Source organism: Mobiluncus mulieris (assembly GCF_014204735.1).
GTDB classification, from domain to species: Bacteria; Actinomycetota; Actinomycetes; order Actinomycetales; family Actinomycetaceae; genus Mobiluncus; species Mobiluncus mulieris.
Map to the genome: position 1 here is coordinate 2,297,852 of NZ_JACHMA010000001.1, position 22,975 is coordinate 2,320,826.

Genomic DNA, 22,975 nt, shown 5'->3' on the forward strand with positions numbered 1-22,975 from the left:
GAGGGATTCTCTAATGGGTGACAAAACTAGGGGAACGCAGGGCAGGATGCCAGTAAGTGGACTCATTAAAGTAGGGAAAGGGAAACGGAGGCGAACGACTCGGAACTGGGGGGCGGCCTTCGTCGCTGCCTCCGTCGCAGTGGCCTGGACCGTCGGCGGCCTCGTCATGCCCTCCATGGCGGCCGAACCGGCGGTGATAGGAAAAGTACATCCTGAGGTTAACATCAGTGGTGGTGGCACAGCTAACGTAGGTCTGGCTGGACAAAATGCAGACCTGTACTATGCGGCTCTAAGTACAAACCTCTTTACCACGGTAGACCGTGTCTATGCCCAAAAGATGTACGGGAAGACGGAACAACTGGGTGATTTTACGGCGCAGTACTTGCCCCGCGCCTGCTTTGTACGTGATGACAGGATTTTTAGTGAATCCTTAGAAGATTTCATCCAGATGGATGAAGGAGGACCTGGATACTTGGGAAGGCGCTATGGCGCGTGGGTACTTTATCCAAATGGATCTAAGAGTTTCTCAGTGGATAGCTCGAAGTCCCGTTCTGCGGATCGTTCAGTGGATTCCCCCTCTGATGTGGACGATGCCGATGATACTGAAGATACGTTAAAATTGACGTTGGATGAACTGAGCTTCGATGACGTTGCTGGTGATGCCGCGGCGGCGGCGGATAAGGAGTTTTCTGATTCGCAACTCCCCAACGAGAAAACGGGAAAAGAACAGAAACAGACTGCTGAGTCTCCAGTGGAGAACCCTAAAGAGTCCCTAGCCTCTAAGGAGGGGGGCGAAACCCAGGCCAAGGATGTCCCCCCCAATGGCTCTGAGTCCTCTTCGAATTCTGAATCTGCACCTGAGCTAGCTAAGCCTACGCCCGCAGAGACTAGTACTACTGAGACTGAGCCTAAAGAGACGAAAAAACCGTCGGAAACAAAACCCTCTAGTCAATTTGTAGAGGAAAAAGGACACAAGGCTGGTAATCTCGATAAAGAATCAAAATCTCTCGAGGATCGGTCTGCTGTTTCTAAGCAAGGCAAGGATAGCGCTGAAGATTCAAATAAGGCGGATAAGAATCAGGGTAAGGATCGCTCGGCTGTCGGCCAGGATCGCGCTGTGCTGTTTAGTGCGTTTCAGCTGAAGACTAAAGAATTAAAAGTAAAGTTCGATCCCCAGAAGAGCAAAGATAAAGCTATTGAAGATGTTAATAAGCAGGTTGATGAGATACAGAAAGATGCCTTGCAGCAGCTCGATGAATTTGTGACAAAGAACCGCGTTCCCCAGGATATTGCGGACAAGTTCCGGACTAAATTGAATATCCAGTTTGAGAATATGCGGAGGCAAGCTGTCGAATTCCTGGAAAAGAAGTACGCGAAGGGTGCTATAGGCGCTGATGAGTGGCGTAACTGCCAACAGAGCGGGCCGATTGTCCCTGACGGTTCTCTAGTTTTGGTTAACGAAGCTCGCTATGATAACCATAATAAGAAAGCCTGGTATTTAGGTGTAAAACAAAATGACTACACTATCGGCAGGCTGATACAATATGCCGGCGAAGGATCTGGCAACATAAAGGCTGATGGTGCCGACTCTTTCTGTGTGGAACCTCTTAAGGGGTTACAGCCTGGTACACACAATATCTATACACATCCTTCTACCCTGGAGTGGGCTCAAAAGCATCCAGAAAAGGCTGAGCTTGTCAAGGCTCTGGCCTGGCATTACAAGCAATTCGCTCAACCTAAAGAATATGCCAAATATCAAAACGCTATTTGGTCTGTTGTTATGGGTCTTCCAAGTATGGTTGGCTCTTGGGATAGAATAGGAAGACTCTGGGTTTCTGAACCAGGATCTTCAGCAGGACTTATCAGCGCTGCTGAGTCAGCGTATAAAACTCGTCCAAGTGTGGTTCAGGCACTGAAGTCTATGCACCTGGATCAGATTTCTGTGGATACAGCTCCTGATGGTAAATCTAAGGTAATTTTCCTGCAACTGAATGACTACGACAAGAGCTCCGAGATTCGTAGGGCTATAGGTAACAGTGTTTACTTGCGGGTTACAGGTGCGACTACTCCTGAAGGTAAACCTGTCGATAGAGTAAGTCTGGAAGAGGCTGAAAGGGGAGTACATTTCCTGGTTAAAAATCAAGACCAGTTCAGCGTTGCATTCGCCGGTACTTTGAATAACGCGCAAGATGCGTACTTCTTGGATAAGCCGAGTCACGATACCCAAGCGCAGGTTACTGTTCTTTCTAAAAAAATAACTGTTTCTGGTTCCTTGAAGATTCAGTGGGGTACCACGGCTTCTTCTGATCCGCAGGTTGGCACTACTGTATTGGTTAACGGTAATAACCAAAATCCCGGGGGTCCGGAAACAGTAGATATCTCTAAATACGGTCAGAATGACACTATTACTCTCACAGATAGTGTGACATACAGTGGATTGGCCAAATTCGCTATCTCCAAAGATAATTATTATCTCGTTGGTAAGCTTAAGCGAGTCCGCGATGGGAAGACCATAGAGATGCCGGTGAGGCCTATGTTGCAAGATATTAAGGATATTCCTGCAGGGAGCTTCCAAGGAATATTTCCGGTACAGCTTAAAGTTTCTGACATGAAAGCCGGTGATAAGTATTATTACGAGGAGTACATCCTTACCACTGATCCTCGATACGAGAAAAACAAAAAGGTGGAAAGCGGATGGTACGGTCCGTTGAGCGTTGTTGTTTCTCACGAAGGTGAAAACCCCGACCAGACCGTGGAAGTTAAGCAGGGTGCTGCCAAGCTGGTTATCAACAAGGTGGCCAGCGGTGAAACCGCGAACGCCGAGGGCAATGTACGCTTCGATGTGAACTGTATTAGTCAGGACGGTAAACCCACTGCCAGCAAGACCCTTTACGCCCCGGCGACAGGTGGCCCGGCTTCTGTCACAGGAAACGGCTCGGCTCAGGAAGTTCCGGTGGCTCCCGGTTCTATCTGCCAAGTTAGAGAGCGCTACGAGTCTAAAAATTTGAAGTTCTCCCCTGAACAGGTATCCTTCACGGTTGTGAACCAAGCGGGTCAGCTTAATGCTCCCACGAACGTTCAGGTGGGGGCTGGTGGCCACAGTGTCATCGCCACGACCAATTTCACAGTGCCGACGAATTCCACCCAGGTTACCGTGAACACCACTAACAATTACCAGGCTGATCATGCCGCGAAGTTCATCCTCAAGAAAGAATTTCGTACCACCGACGGTTCCACTCTTGGTGACGGCGGCTATCGTTTCACTGTGGACTGTGCGGGTTACCCCAGCGATGCCCTGACTTTGAAGCGAGAAAACGGCTATCAGTGGGAATTCACGCAACTCAAGGGCAAAGCGCTCAAGGCCGGCACCAAGTGTACGGTGAAGGAAGTCTCGCAACACCAGCATCCCAACCACGATTGGCAATCAGTGAGCTTCTCAGTGCAAGGAACGACCGGTATGCCGGAGGACAACGGCGTGTCTTTCGTGCTGCCCAGTGCCTCTCAGGCGACGGCAGTGGTGACTGCGACCAACACTTACGAGCTCAAGAAGGGATCGCTGCAGGTCACCAAGCGCGTCAGCACTAATGCTAAAGACAACCCGTGGAAAAACCAGAATTTCTCTTTCGAGGCGGACTGCTTCGTACCGCGCCCCGGCCAAAACTCTTGGGCAGGCCAAACTAATTTTGAACGTAGGCGTACTGGTGCCGAGGCGGCCAGCGCCGTCTGGATTAGGCCGGTAAATGTCAAGCCCGACACGCCAACGCTTCTCGCTAACAAGACCCTGCCGGTGGGCACCATGTGTCTGGTGTGGGAAAATGAAGTCGGTGGTGACGTGAGGCCGAACCTGACCTGGACTGGTGCGGGCGACAGTGTTACCTACACCGACGGTGCTTCCCGGACGCACACCAAGGCACGCGGGGTCTTTATAACTGCGGATAACGGTGGCACTCCGGGCATTGCCCTGACAGCCACCAACGACTTCCAAGTTCCTTACGGCAGCTTCAAGATTTCCAAGAAGGTCACCGGGGACGCTGCTGGGGACGCGAAAGTAAAGAACCACGAATTCACTTTCAAGATTAACTGTGTCGGCCTAAACGAACAGACCGTAAAAGTACGTCCCGATCAGGCTGTGGACTTCACCACTTACACCAAGCAAAAAGTCAAGGCCGGTACTCAGTGCCGTATTCATGAGGATGCTGCGAATATCAAAGGTATCACCTCGCAGCTGACCGCTTGGGAGGGCAATAACAGTGTCCAGGAAGGCAATGATTTAAAGATTACTGTGCCCGCCGCCGGTGAACCCGAGCTAACTGTCTCGGCTACCAATACGGTTACCAAGGACACCGCGAAGTTCAAGATTCAAAAACTCGTCCAGCCCCAGGGCACCGAGTTCAACGGTAACTTTAAGTTCACCTACTCTTGTACCGACCCGGACAAGAACGTCTATACCAATACCAAGCCTTATGGCGCTCAGGCGGTCAAAGACTTCATCGAGGTAACCGCTGGTCAATCCTCCGAGGAAATCACCGTTCCGGCCAACTCTAAGTGCCATGTCACCGAGAGTAAAAGCCTGCCCAGTGTCAAGGACAATGCTTCCAAGAACCCCTTGAAGTACAACAAGTTGTCTTTTAATCCCGCTGGTCAAGACCAAACCTCCGGGGAGTTTAGCCCCAGCAAGAATCAGGTTCTGACGGTCTCTGCTACCAACCACTACACCCCGAAGACCACCGGTTTCCAGCTTTCCAAGAAGGTCACCGGTAATAACAAGGCCAACCACGCCAGTGACACCTTTAACTTCGGTTGGTCTTGCCAGCCACGTGAAGGCAAAGCCATCGACGGTAAAGTGACGCTCGCAGACAACGGCTCCCACACGGTATCCGATTTGCCGGTGGGCACCAAGTGTGTCTTGTGGGAAAACGTCGCTACCCCGAAGGCTAACGAAAATAACCAGACCAAGTGGACTTTGCCCGGCCAACAAGCCGTAACAGGCAAAACCATCAACAATCATGCCAACGCCGTGGAGTTCACTGTCGACAAGGAAAGCGCGGCCATCGTCGTCGAAGCCAATAACTCCTTCGATATTCCCAACACCATCCTGACTGTCCAAAAGAAGGTCGTGAAAGGTGACCAGGCTGTCGTGGATAACAACAAGGAATACCGCGTGAGCGTGTCTTGCGTGTATCCCACGGATAAGACCAACCACGTTGTCGCCACCGACAAAGCACTCAAAGCTGACGGAATTCTGAAATTCGAAGCCGACGAAAACGGCATCAAGATTCCCGTTGGCGCCTCATGCACCGTGGAAGAAAACCGCACCAGCGCCGAGTTGGAAGGCCACAACCTGGCCATCCAACTGAAGGTGGGCGGAAAAAACATCGCGGATTCCAATGCCAATAAGGCTGAAAACATCACCGTTCCCGCCGAGGGCAAGACTGTCACCGTCGAAAACACCTACAACCGCAAGGTGGGCGGGTTCAAACTGACCAAAGTTGTGACCGGGGAAGGCCTAGACACGGCCGAAGCACTCCAAGCTAACGGTGGTAAATTTGTCTTCACCTATGACTGCGCCCTGGGCGGCAAATCCGTCAAGACCGGAACATTGGAAGTCACCCCGCAAACCGGGGCGGAAGCCAACAATATCCCGGCTGGCGCGACCTGTACCGTGACCGAAAAGGCTGTGACCGCTCCCAGCGGCTTCCGGGCTCCCGAAAGCCCCACCTGGAAGGTTAACGGGGCTGACGCATCGGGCGTGATTAAGATTGTTGAAAAGACCGATGCCACCCAAAACCCGGTGCTCGAAGCCACCAACACCTATAACCCTTACCAGGTGAAGTTCAACCTGCGCAAGATTGTGAACACCGATGACCACACCCAGCCAGGTGGAGAATACGGCTTCCACGTTGACTGTGGTCAAGGTGCCACTAAAGATGTGAAACTCAACCAGGACAATAAATACACCTGGGATTCCGCGAGCACACCCGAGTTCTCGCGCCTTTCGGCGAAGTCCTGCACCGTCACCGAAACCGTGTTGCCGACACTCGAGGGCTACACCTACCAAGGTGTGAAATACAGCGTCAGCAATGCCTCGGCCGCCACGGATGCAGCCAAGCACAGCGTCACCTTTGCTTTCCCACCAAAGGGCGATGTGAGTGTGGCGGTAAGCGCGACCAACAGCTACCGACGCCAGCAGGGATCGATTGAAGTTGAAAAAATCGTCACCATCGCGGACAATGCTAAAAACCCGTGGGATGGCAAGCGTTACTCTTTCGAAGCCGACTGTGCGAACCCGGTGATGAACTGGAGTGACCACGACAGGGTCGAGGTCGAGGCTGGTAAGAAAGGCCAGATGCATCGCGGTCGTTGGGTCGGTTCTGTGTGCCATGTTTGGGAAAACACAGCTGACACTGTTGACGTGATTAACCAGCTGAACTGGGAGAATGGCTGTGAGGCCGTTGAACCCTATACGGACAAGCAGGGTGTCGAACACCCCCAGGCCTGCAAGGTCACCATCAAGGCCGACTCGAAGGGCACTTCCGGGGTCAAGGTGAGCGCCAAGAACCACCTGACGGTACAGTACGGCACATTTAGCCTGGCCAAGAAACTCTCGGGTGACGCGGCCGACGATGCCAAGGCTTTGAACACAGACTTCAACTTCCGCGTCAACTGCGGCGAGGCCTACAACGAAGTCGTGAAGATTAAGCCCGGTGCCACTTGGGCGCTGCCTGACGGCAAGGTAAAGGTTGGCTCCACTTGTACGGTTCATGAGTTGCCAGCCGAAATCCCCGGTCTAAGCTCGACTTTCGCTGGTTGGGAAGGCAACGGCTACACCCCTGCGGATGACAACGGCATCACCGTGAATGTCGCTAAGACCGAGCCTGGGGCGCAACCCGTGGTGTTCACCGCTAACAACCAGGTGGATTACAACCTTGGCAAGTTCAAGATTCGCAAATCCGTCGTCCCGCAAGGCACCAGCTTCGAGGGAGCCTTCCACTTCACTTACAACTGCACCCCTCCGGCTGGCAAGACGGTGAAACCGGATTTGGCCTTGAACGGCGAGGTAGATGTTCCCGCCGGCGAAGCCTCTGCCGAGATTACAGTTCCAGCCGACTCGACCTGTACTGTCACCGAGGCCGACCCCAAGGATGCTCCAAAGCCGGTAGTGGCCGACGATAAGAACCCCTTGAAGTATCAAGGCACCAGTTTCCAAGGGGTGCCAGGGCTTGCTTCGAAGGCGATTACCGTCGGGAAAGACCAAGTGATCGAGTTCGAGGCCGTCAACGAATATGTCTCCCAGGAAGGCGGCTTTGAATTCTTCAAGTCCGTCGTGGGTAACAACGCCAGCAAGCACACCCAGGACAAGTTCAACTTCCACTGGTACTGCCAGGCTCGTGACAAGCAGGTCTTCTCTGGTAGCCAAAACCTGTCTGACAAGGGCAACAAGAAGGTTACTAAACTTCCGGTGGGCACCAAGTGCGCCCTGTGGGAGGATTCCTTCAAGAAGCTAGAGGACGAAGCAAAGCCCGAAACCAAGTGGCTCCAGGGCAGCTCTGAAATCAAGACTGAAAAGGTCAAGGATGCTCAGGGTAACACCCACGATGGAGTCAACTTTGAGATTAAGTCTGAAAAAGACACCTTCAGTGTCACCGCCCAGAATAAGTTTGATATTCCCAGCACTGAACTGAAAGTCAAGAAACTGGTCAAGGCTGACAAGGCTTCGGAGGTTGCCGCAGGCAAGCAATTCACGGTGAATGTCACCTGTGTCTATCCAACTGACGGGCAAACCTATACCATTGCTGACGCTGAAAAGGATGGTGTCTTCAAGCACAACCAGGAAAAGACTTTCAAGACTGACAAGTCCGGCAAGAACCCGATTCCGGTGGGTGCGATTTGTACCGTCACCGAGGATGTGGCCAGCGCGGATGTGCCGGGTCACAACTGGAGTGTGCAGATTGCGGACGGATCTACGGTTGTCAAGACCTACACCACCCAGGTGAAGGTACCCAAGGCTGGCAAGACCGTCACCATCACCAATGACTACCAGCGTAAGGTCGGCAGTTTCAAACTGAGCAAGTTCGTCGCGGGTGTGGACGCGAACACCGCGCTGGCCGCTAATGATGCCAAGTTCGAGTTCAAGTACAACTGCAAGCTAGACGGCAAGCCGGTCAAGGATGGCACGATTAGTCTTTCTGCCACCCAGATGTCGACCGAGATTACCGGTATCCCGGCTGGCGCCAAGTGTGTGGTCAGCGAACCTAAGGTGAAAGCACCTCATGGATACGCCGTCCCCACCCTGTCTTGGAAGCTCGACGGAGCCCAAGCCGCCGACGGTACTGCCACCATCACCGAGGGCAATACCTCTACGCTGGATGCCACCAACACCTACACGCCCTACCAGGTGAAATTCGACCTGAAGAAGCTTGTGAAAGCCAATGACCAGGCGAAACTGGACGGCGACTTCACCTTCCAAGTGAGCTGCGCTCAGACCTCTGTCGACGTGACTTTGAACCAGGCCAATGATTACTCCTGGGATTCCTCGAAGTTTGCGGGCAAGCCGATTCTGTCGGGTGAAACCTGCACCATCGTGGAAACCGGCACGGCCGACATCGCCAACTACAACCACAAGTCCGTGGAATACACGGTCAGCGGCTCTGGCGTAACCAAAGGCAATAAGGCACCCGCCAAGGGCGTATCCTTCACCCTGCCCAAGACTGGCGACGCGAGCGTGTCCGTCACCGCGACCAACACCTATGACCACCAGCTGGGTTCCTTGCAACTGACCAAGGCCGTCTCCGTCAAGGACAATGCCGCGAACCCGTGGGACAACAAGTCCTATGGCTTCACGGTGGATTGCTACCAGCCCGGTGAGGGCGAGCAGGTGGGTGAAAAACTTTCCACCAAGGCTGTCTCTCTCAAAGCCGGTGAAACCAAGACCGTGGTCGAAAAGGCCAAGGTCGGCACCGTGTGCTTCGTGAAAGAAACCGTGGCGGACACCCCGGATGTGACCAACCAGCTGACCTGGGAGAATGCGGGTACTACCGTCACCTCCCCGGATGGGGTGGCTAATGCTCGCCGCGTGGTGATTGCTGAAGACCAGGGCAAGACCCCGGCCATGTCGGTTACGGCCACGAACCGGCTTGAGGTTCACTACGGCACCTTTACCTTGCAAAAGACGCTCACGGGCGAGGCTGCTGCCGATGAGGATGTCACCAAGACTCCCGTCAACTTCAAGGTGAAGTGTGGCGACTTGTCCGAACAGACTGTCACGGTTATCCCCGGTGGCGCGCCGGTTGATTACGCGACCGCTACTGGTCAAAAGGTCAAGGTGGGCACGGCCTGCACCGTTCATGAGGTGCCAGCTAAGGTCACCGGCGTAAGCTCTGAGTTGACCTGGCAGGGTTCCGGTACGCCCGTCGCCGATAACGGTGTCTCCGTCGAGATTCCCGCTGTGGGAGCCCCGAATGTGGCCATCAATGCCGTGAACAATGTCACCTATAACAAGGCTGCTTTCAAGATCAAGAAGACCGTCGACCCGGTGGCGACCAAGTTCTTGGGTGACTTCCAATTCACCTACCGGTGTGTGGCGCCTAATGGCAAGGTTTACACCCAAGCCACGCCATTCAACAACCAGGCATCTGCCCAGTACGTTTCGGTGGCTGCCGGTGAGGAATCTGCGGAAATTATTGTTCCGACCGACTCGAAGTGTACGGTAACTGAGGCAGACCCGCAGACTACTCCGGCAGTGGACAACAAGGGAGCAAACCCGGTGAAGTACTCCGGTACTCAGTTCACCCCGGGCGGGAAGGGTCTGACTTCGGCGTCGTTCACAGTAACGAAAGGTACGGAAGTGGTGACGGCTACCGCCAAGAACCTCTACGTGCCACAAACCACCGGTTTCCAGTTCTCTAAGGCAGTTTCCGGCAACAATGTGGCCAACCACCCTGGCAAGTTCAACTTCGGCTACACTTGCAAGTTGCCTAATGGTCAAAAGACTGCGGTAAAGACCGAACAACTGGGGGCTAATGACCCGGCGGTGAATGTCACCGACCTGCCGGTAGGTACCGAATGCGTCCTGTGGGAAGAATCGGTAGAAAAAACCCAGCCTAGCGAGAAAATCTCTACCACCTGGACGGTTGGCGCGGCTAAGCCGGTTGTTGGTTCTAAGCAGACAGACCACCAGGGCACCCCTCACGACAATGCTGTGAAGTTCAAGGTCGACAAGGAAAACGAGGCTGTGTCTATCACGGCAGAGAACACCTTTGAGGTTTCCGGCACGGAGTTGACTGTCAAGAAGACCGTCACTAAGGACAACAATTCGGAGATTGCCGATTCTAAGTCTTTCAAGGTCAGTATCAAGTGTGTCTACCCGACCGATAAGGCGGAGCATACCATTGCTACTGACGAGCCCTTGACCAACGGCCAGTCCAAGACCTTCAAGACCGACGACACCGGTACTGCGATTCCGGTAGGAGCCAAGTGCACCGTAACTGAGGATGAAACTTCCGCGAAGGTGGCCGGTCACACTTGGAAGCTCGAGGTCAAAGACCCCAACCAGGTTTCGACTAAGGGTCTGTCAGCCGAAAAAGACAAGGCCAAGAACACGGTAGAGCTGGTCAACGACTATAAGCGCGAGGTGGGCGGCTTCAAACTGACCAAGGCAGTTGCGGGCAAAGGAATTGACTTCGCGAAGGCTGCCGACGCCAATAATGGCAAGTTCGAGTTCACCTACGACTGTGTTCTTGACGGCAAGACCGTCAAAAACGGTAAAGGCAAGCTCGACTTGACCAAGGACAAGCAGACCGTGGAAGTCAAGGACATTCCGACGGATGCTACCTGTACCCTGAAAGAGACCGCTCCAACGGCTCCGACTGGCTTTGCTGCCCCGACGGCTCCGACCTGGAAGATTGGTTCGACCACCAGTGACTCTGGCATGGTTACCATCAAGGAAGGTCAGACTGCTGAGGTGGTGGCCACCAACACCTACACGCCTTACCAGGTGAAGTTCACCCTGAAGAAGGTCATAAAGGCTGACAAGACTTTGGACGGCGACTTTAAGTTCCAGGTGACCTGTGGGGACAAGACCCAGTCGGTGACCTTGAATAAGGACAACAAGTACACTTGGGAATCCTCGGAACTCAAGACCCCCCAGATTCTTTCCGGGGTGAAGTGTCACCTTGAGGAGACTAGCGAGCAAGCCTTCAAGTCCCACACTTGGAAATCCTTGGATTACCAGGTAGACGGCAAGGGCGTGGATACCAGCGTGGACAAGGACGCGAAGCGGGTGAACTTCACTCTGCCAGCTACTGGCGACGCGGATGTAACCATAACCGCGACCAACACCTATGATCGCAACAAGGGCGCTTTGCAACTGCAAAAGATTGCCAAAGTCAACGGCCATGATGTCTCCAAAGACGCCAAGGCCAACCCCTTGCCTAACCATCAATACCAGTTCGAAGTGACCTGCTATGACCCAGCCGACAATGGTCTGGGAGCAAAGACTCAGGCTGTGACGGTACCGCTGCAGGCGGGTGCGCCACCGCAGACTGTCATTAAGGATGCCCCGGTTGGATCGGTATGCTTCATTAAGGAAACCCCGGTTAAGACCGAGGCCGTGATTGGCACCCTGTCTTGGGAAGGGGATGGCACCAATGCGGTGGATCCGGATAATGCCGCTAATGTCCGTAAGGTCGTTATCGGCGGTGAAAAGGGCGATGTCCAGCAGGTAAACGTCAAGGCCGTCAACGACCTTACGGTTCAATATGGCATCTTCAGTCTGCACAAGGAGCTGGCTGGTGATGCCCAAAACGACAAGGACGTGAAGTCCAAAGACTTCGAGTTCACCGTGAAGTGCCCGGGTCTCGACGACCAGAAGGTAACTCTTAAGGGTGGGGAAACCAAGACCCTGCCGGAGGGCAAGATGAAGGTCGGTACCAAGTGCTCCGTTCATGAGGTGCCAGCCACTGTTGCGGGCGTAACCTTCGACCCCGTCAGCTGGAGTCAGAATGCTACGGCTCGTACCGATGGCGGCATCGATGTCACCATCCCCGCTACCGGGTTCAAGGATTTGACCTTTACCGCGACTAACAAGGCGGTTTACGACAAGGCCACCTTCCAAATCCAAAAAGTGATCTCCTCCACGGAAAACCTGGCTTTCGAGGATGGCTTCAAGTTCACCTACACCTGTAAAGCGCCGAATGGCAAGACCTTTACCCAGAAGGCTCCTTTCGGAGCACAAACTGGGGTTGACACCATCAATGTCAAGGCTGGTCAACCTTCCGGGATAATCACCGTGCCGCAGGGCTCGAAGTGTACCGTAAGCGAGGCTAATCCGAAGGACTTGCCGAAGCTGGTGAATGACCCGAATCGCAATCCGGTGAAGTACCAGGAAAACGGCACCTCCATTAAGGTGGGCGACAAGACCGTGACTGGATTGACCTCGGCGGAGTTCACTGCTGATGGCCAGATGGTGACGGTAAGCGCCACGAACACCTACGTGGAAGAAATTACTGGTTTCCAGTTCAAGAAGACGCTCGATGGTAACAACGCTGGCAAGTACCAAGACCAGCAGTTCAGCTTCGGTTACACCTGTAAAACCCCGAAGGAAGTTCGTTCCGGTGACGCGAAGCTCAAGAGCGCTGATGACCCAGTCAAGGTGGAAAACCTGCCGGTGGGCACCGAGTGTACCCTGTGGGAAAACAAGGTTAACCCGAAGAACGCTGAAAAGGTTTCTACCACGTGGACTATTGACGGTAAGCCTGTTTCCAGCGGTTCCGTCACGGATCACAATGGTGTTAAACACACTAATGCCAATGGGGTGACCTTCAAGGTGGAAACCGAGGGCACTCCGGTAAATGTGGTTGCTACGAACAAATTCGATATTCCGAGCACCTCGTTTAAGATTCACAAGACTGTCACCAATAAGACTGATGGATACCACGTCCCAGCCGACAAGGGCTTTAAGTTCGATGTGACCTGTACTTATCCGACTGATGATGCCGAGCATGTCATCGCTAAAGATGAGCTTGTAAAGGGCGGCCAGGACTCGAAGAATTTCGAGGCTGATGTAAACGGCGTGCCCATTCCCGTTGGTGCCTCATGCACCGTCACCGAAAAGAACGCGGCGGTGGCAAACTACAGCCTGGCCGTGACCATGAAGGACGGGGGTAAGGCTCTGACGGTTGAAACCAAACAAGCCGACCAGACCAAGTCAGAACCGGGGTATACCGCTAAGGTAATCACCACCGTCGAGGCGAAGACGGTGAACGTCGAGAACACTTATACCCGCGACTTCGGTATCTTCAAGATTGAAAAGAAGACCACCGCGCAGTCCTATATCGAAAAACCCAGCAGCTTCGACTTCAAGTACACCTGTAAGGATCCCAAGGATTCCAAGGCGGAAGTGAAGCAGGGCATCCTGAATGTGGGCGAGGCTGCGGTATCCTCCCAACAGATTCCGGTGGGCTACAAGTGCGAGGTCTCCGAGGTAGATCCGAAGGTGAAGGGCGCGAAGTGGGCACACACCCTGTCGCAAAAGACCTTCGTCATCCAGAAATCCGAGGTTCAGACGGCTAGCTTGACAGCCACTAACGACTTCACGGATTCCACCGGGAAGTTCAAGGTCACGAAGGAAGTTAAAAACAGCGATAAACTGGCGTTGCCTCTCAATGCGACCTACAACTTCGAATGGTGGTGTGGACCGAAGGGTGCGGAAGCTCCCCAGAAGTGGAACACGTTCTCCTTGAAGCAGGGCGAAACTTTCGAATCCGGCGAGATTGCCTCTGGTTCCGAGTGCGGCATTCGCGAAGTGAAGCCCACTGGTGACTTTGCCGCTGTGGGAGCCAATGTGGAGGTCACCTGGAGTTTGGCCGAAACCAAGACTACCCAGGGCGCGACATCCGTGAAGGCACCGGTGTTGGTGGACTCTGAACAGGCCTTCGTCTTTGGCAAGCAAGGCGATTCTGCCGGTAAGTTCACCATCGGTAAGAACGGCTCCGAGCAAATCTTGACCGCGACCAACGAGGTCAAGCAGACCTATGTGGACTTGTCCCTAGAAAAGGTGGCGCAGTCCTCCAATAACAACGGGGATCCGGGTCTCTCGGTAGACAAGTTCAATTACTGGAACAGCTACTACCAGGCTTGGGGCGGCTTCGTGACCCGCAACTTTGTAGAGATGCAGGTGACTTGTAACGATAAGCCGGTGGCTGATAAGGCTCACCCGGAGGGCATCTGGAAGGTACCGCTTAACGGCAAGATTGACCTGCCCGTAAAGGTGGCTATCGGTTCGAAGTGTACGGTAGCGGAGCTTGACAAGGGCTTCAATGACTACAAGATGCTGTTCTACGGGCGTTGGCGTCACTCGGTTGATATGAGCGCGAAGTCCTTAGATGGAATCGACGTTTCCAAGCGCTATGACTTCGATGCGGTAGAAGATGATAAGGCTCAGGCCGCCATCGATTTTGATGTCAGCGGTAAGACCAAGGTCGAAGTCAAGATGACTAATAACTGGGACTGCTTCTCCAAGGTGACCTCGGAGTTAGGTACCAACTTGACGGACGCGAAGAAGGTGAATGGAGTACGCCAGATTGATTTGAGCGAAAAGAAGTCTGACGGCACCAACAAGTACACCGACTGGGTGACTCTCACTGACGTTGTAGAGTTCAAGAATTTACCCAAGCGTAACTACACTGTGATGGGTCGTCTTTTCAATGCCTCCAAGTCTGGAAAACTGACTGCAGCGGACTTCAATAATCCAAACCAGTACCTGAATTGGAAGAACCCGCAGGGTCACACTTGGAACTACGTGTACCAAGAGGTTAATGCCGATAGTGCCAAGGTCACCTTGACCTATGAAATCCCGGTCAGTCTGTTCGAAGCCAATCCCGATGGAATTGCTGCTGGTGTGGCGGTTTACCGTAGTGACTACTGGAATCCACAGTGTGCTGGTAACTGTGGCTTGATGGCAGTCGAACCTACCTTGCCGCAAAACCAGCAAGTGAAGCCGATCTGGAAGGGCGAACTTAAGACTCAGGTTTTGAACCCGGTTACCAAGAGCAATATGCTTCAGGTTGGTAAGGGGGCTCCAGAAATCCAGAGCATCGCTGATACTGTGACCTACACGAATGTCGCACCGGGTAGCTACGACCTCTATGGACGGATTGTGGCTCTTGGTAACGAGGGTCTAGTGATAGGTGAGGGTACCGCTAATGTCACCACTGCCGAAGCGGGTTCAAATGCGCTTTCTTCCGGCGAATGGAATAACGACCAGATTAAAGTCAACACTGCCTCTCTGGAAGATGCCGTAAAGAATGACGCTAAGGGCTTCGTGACCTACGAGTTCTTGTTGCCAAAGGGTAGTGCTACTTCTGGGGCGGCTGTGGAGACCCTGAAAGGTCAGGCTGTGGCCTCGCACGTGGATGATAACGACGTGATGCAGCAGCTCTTTACCCCAACCTTGCGAACCACCGCCACGGTGGGCTCCGAGAATGGCACCAAGACAGTGGATGCCAATGCCACGGGCACAGTGGAGGTCTTTGACAAGGTGGAATACCGGAACCTGCCCGGTGGCAAGAAGTACACCGTTACCGGTAAGTTGCACTTCAAGAGTGCCGATGGTACTGATGGCGGCGAACTGCCAGGTGTGGATTCGGCTTCCGGAACAATCGATTTGACAAGCCAGAAAGCCACCGAGGGTCACAGCGGCACGGTTACCTTGAAGTTCACCGTTCCGGTCGAGAAGCTGCAGCAAAAGATTGTGGTAGCCTTCGAGGAAGTCAAGGACGGTAATATCCTGGTAGCTGCGCACGCGGATATCACGGATGAAGCCCAGACTGTTTACTCTCCCAAGATTGGCACCACTGCTTCGGCAGCACCCGGATTCAGTGCTACAGCGGATACGCCGGCCACGGTGGACATGAGTAATGCCAAGCCTTTGAAGGGTAAGGATTCCCGCAAGGCGGAACTCGGAAATGTGGCTGTCATAGACACCGTGGAATACCACGGGCTCGAAGCCGGCAAGTATGTGCTTTACGGTGAGCTGAAGAAGCTGAGCGATGGCAAGGAAGTTTCTACTGCTAAGACATCTTCGCACTCCTTTACTGTGGATGCTGTTACGGGGGTTCATGGAACCCAAAGCGTGACCTTCAGTGACCTCAAGGTGCAAAGCGGCGAGACCTATGTGGTCTACGAGTACCTGTTCAAAGCCGGTGACTTCCAGGTGGACAAGCCGGACACCAAGAAGGCTATCGCCTCGCACGCTGACCCCGAAGATAAAGGTCAGACTGTAACCGTACCCGGTGTCACCACGGATGCCACCGATGGTGACGGCGACAAGTACGTCGATTCGAGCCAAAACTTCACTATCAAGGACACTGTTACTGCCACCGGTTTGATTCCGGGCAAGACCTACGATGTCTCCGGTGAGTTGATGGTAGATAACGGTACGCCTCAGGGTGCGACCACTGGTATCAAGCAGACGGGTACCATCACTGCCAAGGCTGATGGCACCGGCGAGACCGTGCTAGAGTTCCCGGTCACGGCGCAGCAGGCTCAGGATCTCGGGCTGGTAGGCAAGCCGATTGTGGTCTTCGAGGATCTCTCGCTAGACGGCAAGAAGGTTGCGGTTCACCACGACATCAAGGACGAGAAGCAGACTGTCTACAACGGTGGTCTAAAGACCAAGGCGGTAGATGCTGCCGATGAAAACCAGGCTATGGTTCCTGGTCAGAAGAGCGCTGCAGTTGTCGATACCGTGACTTTCAACGGACGCTTTGAAAAGTCGCACAGCTACACCTTGGTTGGTGAACTGCACTACGTGAATGGCACGGTGGTTCCTGGTACGAAGACTGAGACAAAGACCTTCCAAAGCGACCAGGATGGTGCGATTGCCGCGCAAAAGATGACATTCACGGTTCCGGCCGAATACATTAAAGCTGGCCAGAATATGGTGGTCTTTGAAAAGCTCTTCGATGCGAAGAAGAAAGACGGCACTCCGGTGGCATCTCATGAAGACCCCAACGATCCCGACCAAACCATCACCGTGCAAGAGGTAGAGATTACCACCACGGCCTACGACGGCGCGGCGGGCGACAAGTCCGACCCGAAGGATAAAAACCTCGATGCCAGCAAGGAAACCGTAACCATCTACGACCAGGTGGATTACAAGGGACTGAACGTAGGCGAGGAATACACCATCACCGGTACCTTGCACTACCAGGCTGATGCTACCCTGGCCGACGGCACCCAGGTCAAGCGTGGGGACGAGGTTCCCGCCCAGTACGTGAACGTTACTCCCGTCAAGATTACGGCCAACAAGGCCAGTTCTGACGAATCCGGTGCCGTAAAGGCTATCGTCAAGTTCGAGGTGCAAAAGACCGCGTTGGCGACCGCCCCAGTGGTTGTCTTCGAAACCTTGTACCAGGGGACAGTAGAAGTTGCGACCCACCAGGACATCGACGATGGCTCCCAGGTCGTGTACCACCCGAGCCTGCGCACCCTTGCCACCGTCAATGGGGCGAAGGTAATCCAGATGAAGAAGGACAGCAAGGAAAACCTCACTGTCACCGACCAGATTACTTGGGCTAACCTGGCTCCCGGAACTTACACCTTAGAAGGCTCCCTCATGGAGGTCAAGGACGGCCAGCTCGTTTCTAATACCCCTGTGGCTAAAGGACAGACCCAAAAGGTTGAGGTTGCCGCCGGCAAAGCCGGTGCCACCACCAGCACTGGTGAAGCCCAGATGACCTTCAAGCTGCCGGTTGACAAGGTCAAGTCCGGTTCTCAATTCGTGGTCTACCAGATTCTCAAGGATAAATCTGGCCAGGTTGTGGCTACTCACGCAGACCCGAAGTCCGATGACCAAACTGTTACGGTTGGTTCTCTGGATACCACCGCTACCGATGCGGCTGATGGTAACAAGCATGCGGATAATGCTGCGGCTGTGACCATCAACGACAAGGTAGATTACTCCGGTTTGAACCTGGCGGCTACCTATCCGGATGGCACCCTTAAGGCCTATCTGGTCAGGGGTGAGCTGATGGACAAGGCCACTGGCAAACCCGTTGCGGGTGTTGCTCCAGTAGAGCGCGTGATTGGTGCGGCCAACTCGGTTTACCGAGTGGGAGACCAAAATCGCCCGGTAGAAGAGGAAATCACCTCCGGAGCCGGTTCCGTGGTACTGTCCTTCCAGGTTCCAGCGAAACTGACGCAAGGTAAGGTGCTGGTTGCTTTCGAAACGGTGTACGAAGAGGGTCGAGAATTCCTGATTCACCACGACATCAATGATGACGCCCAGACGGTTTACACCCCGAGTGTTAAGACCCAGGCGCGTGTAGACAGTGAACGCAACCTGTTGCTGGCGGACAAGGATTCCACCATCAAAGACACCGTGACCTTGAGCGGCTTGAAGACTGGGGAAACCTACGTGCTTTCGGGCGTGTTGATGGACAAGGCTACCGGTCAGCCGGTACTCGGTAAAGACATGCAGGCGATAACCGCTGTGTCCGAGCCTCTCAAGGCCGAATCTGGTGCCTTCGTTAAGACTGATGCGGTGTCATTTACGGTTCCAGCCGGTACCGTAAAGGCCGATACCGAACTGGTGGTCTTCGAGAAGCTCTGGGTTGCCAATGAGGTCACGGTGGATACCAAGACCAAGACGGTAACTCCGAAGGACACGAAGACTGGCAAGAGCCAACCGGCAGCCAGCCACGAGGATATTACCGACGAAAACCAGACCGTAAAATCCGGCACGAGCCCGTCTCTAAAGACCGTGCTCTCGGCTGACGGGAAGCGCGAATGGGTCGAGAACAATACCAATATCCCGACCGTGCCTCACGCCAGCGATTCGTTGATTGACACGGTACTGTACACCGGTCTGACCGAGGGTGTGTCCTACCGTTTGGATGCCAAGTTGATGGAAATCAACCCAGTTACCGGGAAAGTCTCGGAGACTCCGGTGGCTACTGGCTACACTGAGTTCACCGCTAAGACCTCTGATGGCACCGCCCAGGTGACCTTCAACGGGATTACGGGCAAGCTCAAGGCTGGCTACAAGTATGTGGCCTATGAAAAGATGACTCGACCCGGTCAACCGGACAAGCCGGTACCGCCGCCACACGAGGATCCCAAGGATCCGAACCAAACGGTGGTGTCGGAGCATAACCCGGGTATCACTACTACCCTGACGGATGCGCAGGCAGCCAAAGGCACCGACGGCAAGGTTATTAGCCTTACCCGAGATGCTCAGCTAAAGGACGTGGTGAGGGTCACCCAGACGGGTCTGATTGAGGGCGCTAAGTACCACGTGTTCTCGAAACTGGTCAACCAGGCTAACCCGGATCAAGTTGTGTCCGCTGGAATGCAGGAATTCACCGCCACGGGCGACCAGTTGAGGTCCGTAACCGTGAAATTCACGGTACCCAAGGAAACCTTGCAAGAACTCGCCGGGTCTGACCCGAGCGCAGAATTCAAGTTGGTGGCCTATGAATACCTGGCTTTGGACAGCGACACCGATATTGTCAACAAGGAAGCCACTTCGGAGATTGAAGCGGTGGGCTTCAAGACCGGTAAGACTTGGGCTGCGACTCACGCAGATCCCAACGATGCTGGTCAGACCGTCACCGTGGTGAAGGCTCCCAAGATTGGAACCACCCTCAAGTACGGCCAGTCCAAGACGGTGTGGGTAGCTGACAAGGTCGAACTGACCGATACGGTGGAATACTTCAACTTGCAGCCCAAGACCAAGTACACCCTGAGTGGCAACTTGATGGGCGGAACTAGTGCCGAGAGTTTGTCTGACACGGGAGTGAAAGCCACTACCGAATTCACTACCCCGGCTGCTGCTAACGGTGCCCAGACGGTTTCTGGTACGGCCGTGGTGAAGTTCACTGTGCCGCGCGAAGTACTCGAACGTAACGAGAAACTCGTGGCCTACGAGTACCTCACGATTGACGGCAACCCGGTGGCTTCCCACGAAGACCCGAAGGATGAAAACCAGACGGTTACGTCCAAGAAGCCTGGAGTGGGCACCTACGCTACGGTAGACAAGCTCAAGGCCTTCGACGTGACCGATGGCAAGAAGGATGCCTTCACCATCAAGGACACCGTGCGTCTTTACAATGTCGAGGAAGGCAAGACCTACGCGATTGCCGGCCAACTCTACGAACAAAGCGTTGCCGGGGACGAAGGTAGCGCCTTGGCTAAGGCTGCCACGACTGTCAAGGTCACGGCTTCGATGGCTAAACCTGCCACCGAAGTAGAGAAGACCAAGTACGGCGAGGATGTCAAGGTTTACGAAACCGAGATGGATCTGACCGTGAAGCGTGAAGACTTGACGAAGAACCAGGTGGTAAAGGACGATATAGCGTTGGTTGTTTACGAACAACTCTGGGCGGAAGGCACCTACGAAAAGGTAAACGATACTGAAGTTACCCCGAAGGGCAAGTCTGAACCAGTAGCGAAGCACAATGACCCGCAGTCCTCTTCGCAGTCAATCACTGCCGAGCCGCAATTCGGTTCTTTGAAGTTGACCAAGACTGTAACTGGCTGGGAGGATGCCTTCGCCAAGGTGGCACGCCCCGAGGCTAGCTACAAGTTCACTGTCAAGTGTGTTCAAAAGGGCAGCGTCGATGAGTTCACCTTAAAGGAAGGTGAAGAAAAGACGGTAGAGGGCATTCCGCTGGGTGACACCTGTACCATTAGCGAGGATGTCCAAGGTGCGGTGAACCAGGCAGGCCTGAAAGATACTGTGAAGTTCACTGCGGTCAACGGTGTTACTGTTGATTCCCAGGTGAATGGTGAGGCTGTCGTCAAGATTGGTGGCACCGCTAATGGCAGTGATACGGTGGCGAATGTCGAAGTAACCGCAGAAAACTCGTTTAGCTACGACCCAGTTATCACCACTAACACCATCAGCCAGTTCGGCAAGGTGCTCGAAAATGGTGGGGTGCTCACCGACACCGTAACCTACAAGCAAATGCCTGCGGGTAACTACGTGCTGCACACCTACTTTGTCGAGATGGTCAAGGACGAGGCCACTGGTAAGACAGTAGCCAAGAAGATTGACTACGTGCCTTCCTACGTCACGGAACAAACCGTGAAAGCGGATGCCACCACCCCCGAAAATGGGTACAACGGTACCTGGACGGTGAGTGTCGATATCCCGGATACCTTGCATGAGGTCGGCAAGAAGGTTGTCGTGTGGCAAGACGTTTACGTCGCACCGCAGACAGCGGATATGACCAAGTTCAAGGATGGTCTGAATAAACTGTCGGCCGGAGAAACCTCTAAGGTCGCGAAACTGGTGGTGTCTCACCATGAAACTAGCGAACAGCAGGGTGACGGCTACCAGTGGTTCAAGGTTTCCTCTAACTACGGCTCTTTCCAGGTCGAAAAGACCGTGGAGAATGGTGCCGGTTTGAGCGAGAATGTCTCGAGGCAACTGCCCAAGACCTTCAAGTTCGAATACGAGGCAAAACTACCCGCCGGAGCTTTGCTCAAGCCTGGCACTCAACCGAAAGGTGAGTTCACCTTGACGGTGGATTCGAGCAATCCGGCTCTTGCAAAGAGCCCCGTATTCGAGGGCTTCCCTGTGGGCACCGAGGTGGCCATCACCGAAACCGGTGTGGAGGGTACGATGCCGACTGGTGCCACCATGAGCACCACCTGGGCGACTGCCGACGGTAAGGCGAAAACCAAGGCTTGGAGCAGTGACCGTAAGAGCGACAAGGTGACTGTCAAGATTCAGCCACGTGGTTTGCTGCAAGTGAAGGCTACTAACCACTTCGAGAGCACGTATCCTAAACTGGCTACTTTGGCTACCACTGTGGACGGCGCCAAGATGCTCAAACCTAGCGAGGCCACCCCGGTTCTCGATACCGTGACCTATTCCGGTCTGGTAGCGGATCGCGAATACTGGTTGCTGACGCAACTGGTCTACACCGACGATTCCACCCCGGTACTGGGTGCTGACGGCCAGCCGCTGGCGCGCTGGACCAAGGTTAGTGCCGGTAAAGATGGCCAGGGCACCTGGGTAGTTGACAGAGAAAACCCGCTGGTGGTTCCTGAAACCACGGATTCGCAGCGTGACCTGGTGTTCTTTGAAAGCCTCTTTGAGGTTCCGAACACGCCCGGTGATGCTGGCACCAAGCCACCAGATCCCACAGATCCCAGCAACCCGCCGATAGTGGAGCACAAAGATCCCAAGGATCCCAAGCAGGTAGTTTCGAGCCGACCCAAACTGGAAATGCAGACTGTCGCCACCATAGGTGCGGATGTCAAGACCATCAAGACTGGCGAGGCAGTGAAGATTACCGATACCGTTTCCTACAACGGCTTGAAGGCCGGCGGAGTCTACACTCTGGTAGGCAAACTGGTTAGAAAGACCGACGGCGAGGATGTGTCCACCCCGGTTACCAAGACAGGATTGGTTGCGGATGCCTCGGGTTCTGGCAAGTGGACAATGGACATTCCGTTGACCGCTGAACAGACTAAGAATCTGAAGCAGGGCGATGAACTGGTGGTCTTTGAAAAGGCCTATCTCGGTAAAATGGAAGATGCTGCTAGCAACCCCAACCTGAAGCCGATACTGGCTCACGAGGATTTCAAGGATGCTGGCCAGACCGTCACCGTAGTAGAGACGCCGGATACCCCGCCGACCACCCCGCCGGATACCCCGCCGTACACCACGCCTCCGGTAAGTCCGTCGACCACGACTCCGCCGACGACTCCGCCGATTCCGCCGGTGAGCCCGTCCGCGACCACTCCGCCGACGACTCCGCCGCCGCCGGCTCCGCCGGTAGCCCCGGCCACAACCATCCCGCCGGCTCAGGCCAAGATGCCGCCGACACTGGCACGAACCGGTGCTCAGGCTGCACTAGTAGGCATGCTGTCCCTGGCGATGATTGCCGCCGGTGGCGCCATCGGGTTGCTTGCAGCCCGGCGCAAGCGGGAAACAACAGAATAACCTTCGGCACTAGGCCGTAAG

At 54.3% G+C, this 22,975-nt stretch carries 1 protein-coding gene; it reads left to right on the plus strand.

The window, feature by feature from the left end; translation table 11 throughout:
• Positions 1-46 precede the first annotated feature (46 nt).
• Positions 47-22,954: a DUF5979 domain-containing protein gene (locus F4555_RS10130; protein ID WP_260400005.1), complete on the plus strand. Its 22,908-nt coding sequence runs from the start codon at positions 47-49 to the stop codon at positions 22,952-22,954.
• Positions 22,955-22,975 lie beyond the last annotated feature (21 nt).

Coding starts and splice junctions, on each gene's coding strand:
- F4555_RS10130 (WP_260400005.1), top strand. CDS start 47: ATGCCAGTAAGTGGACTCATTAAAGTAGGGAAAGGGAAACGGAGGCGA.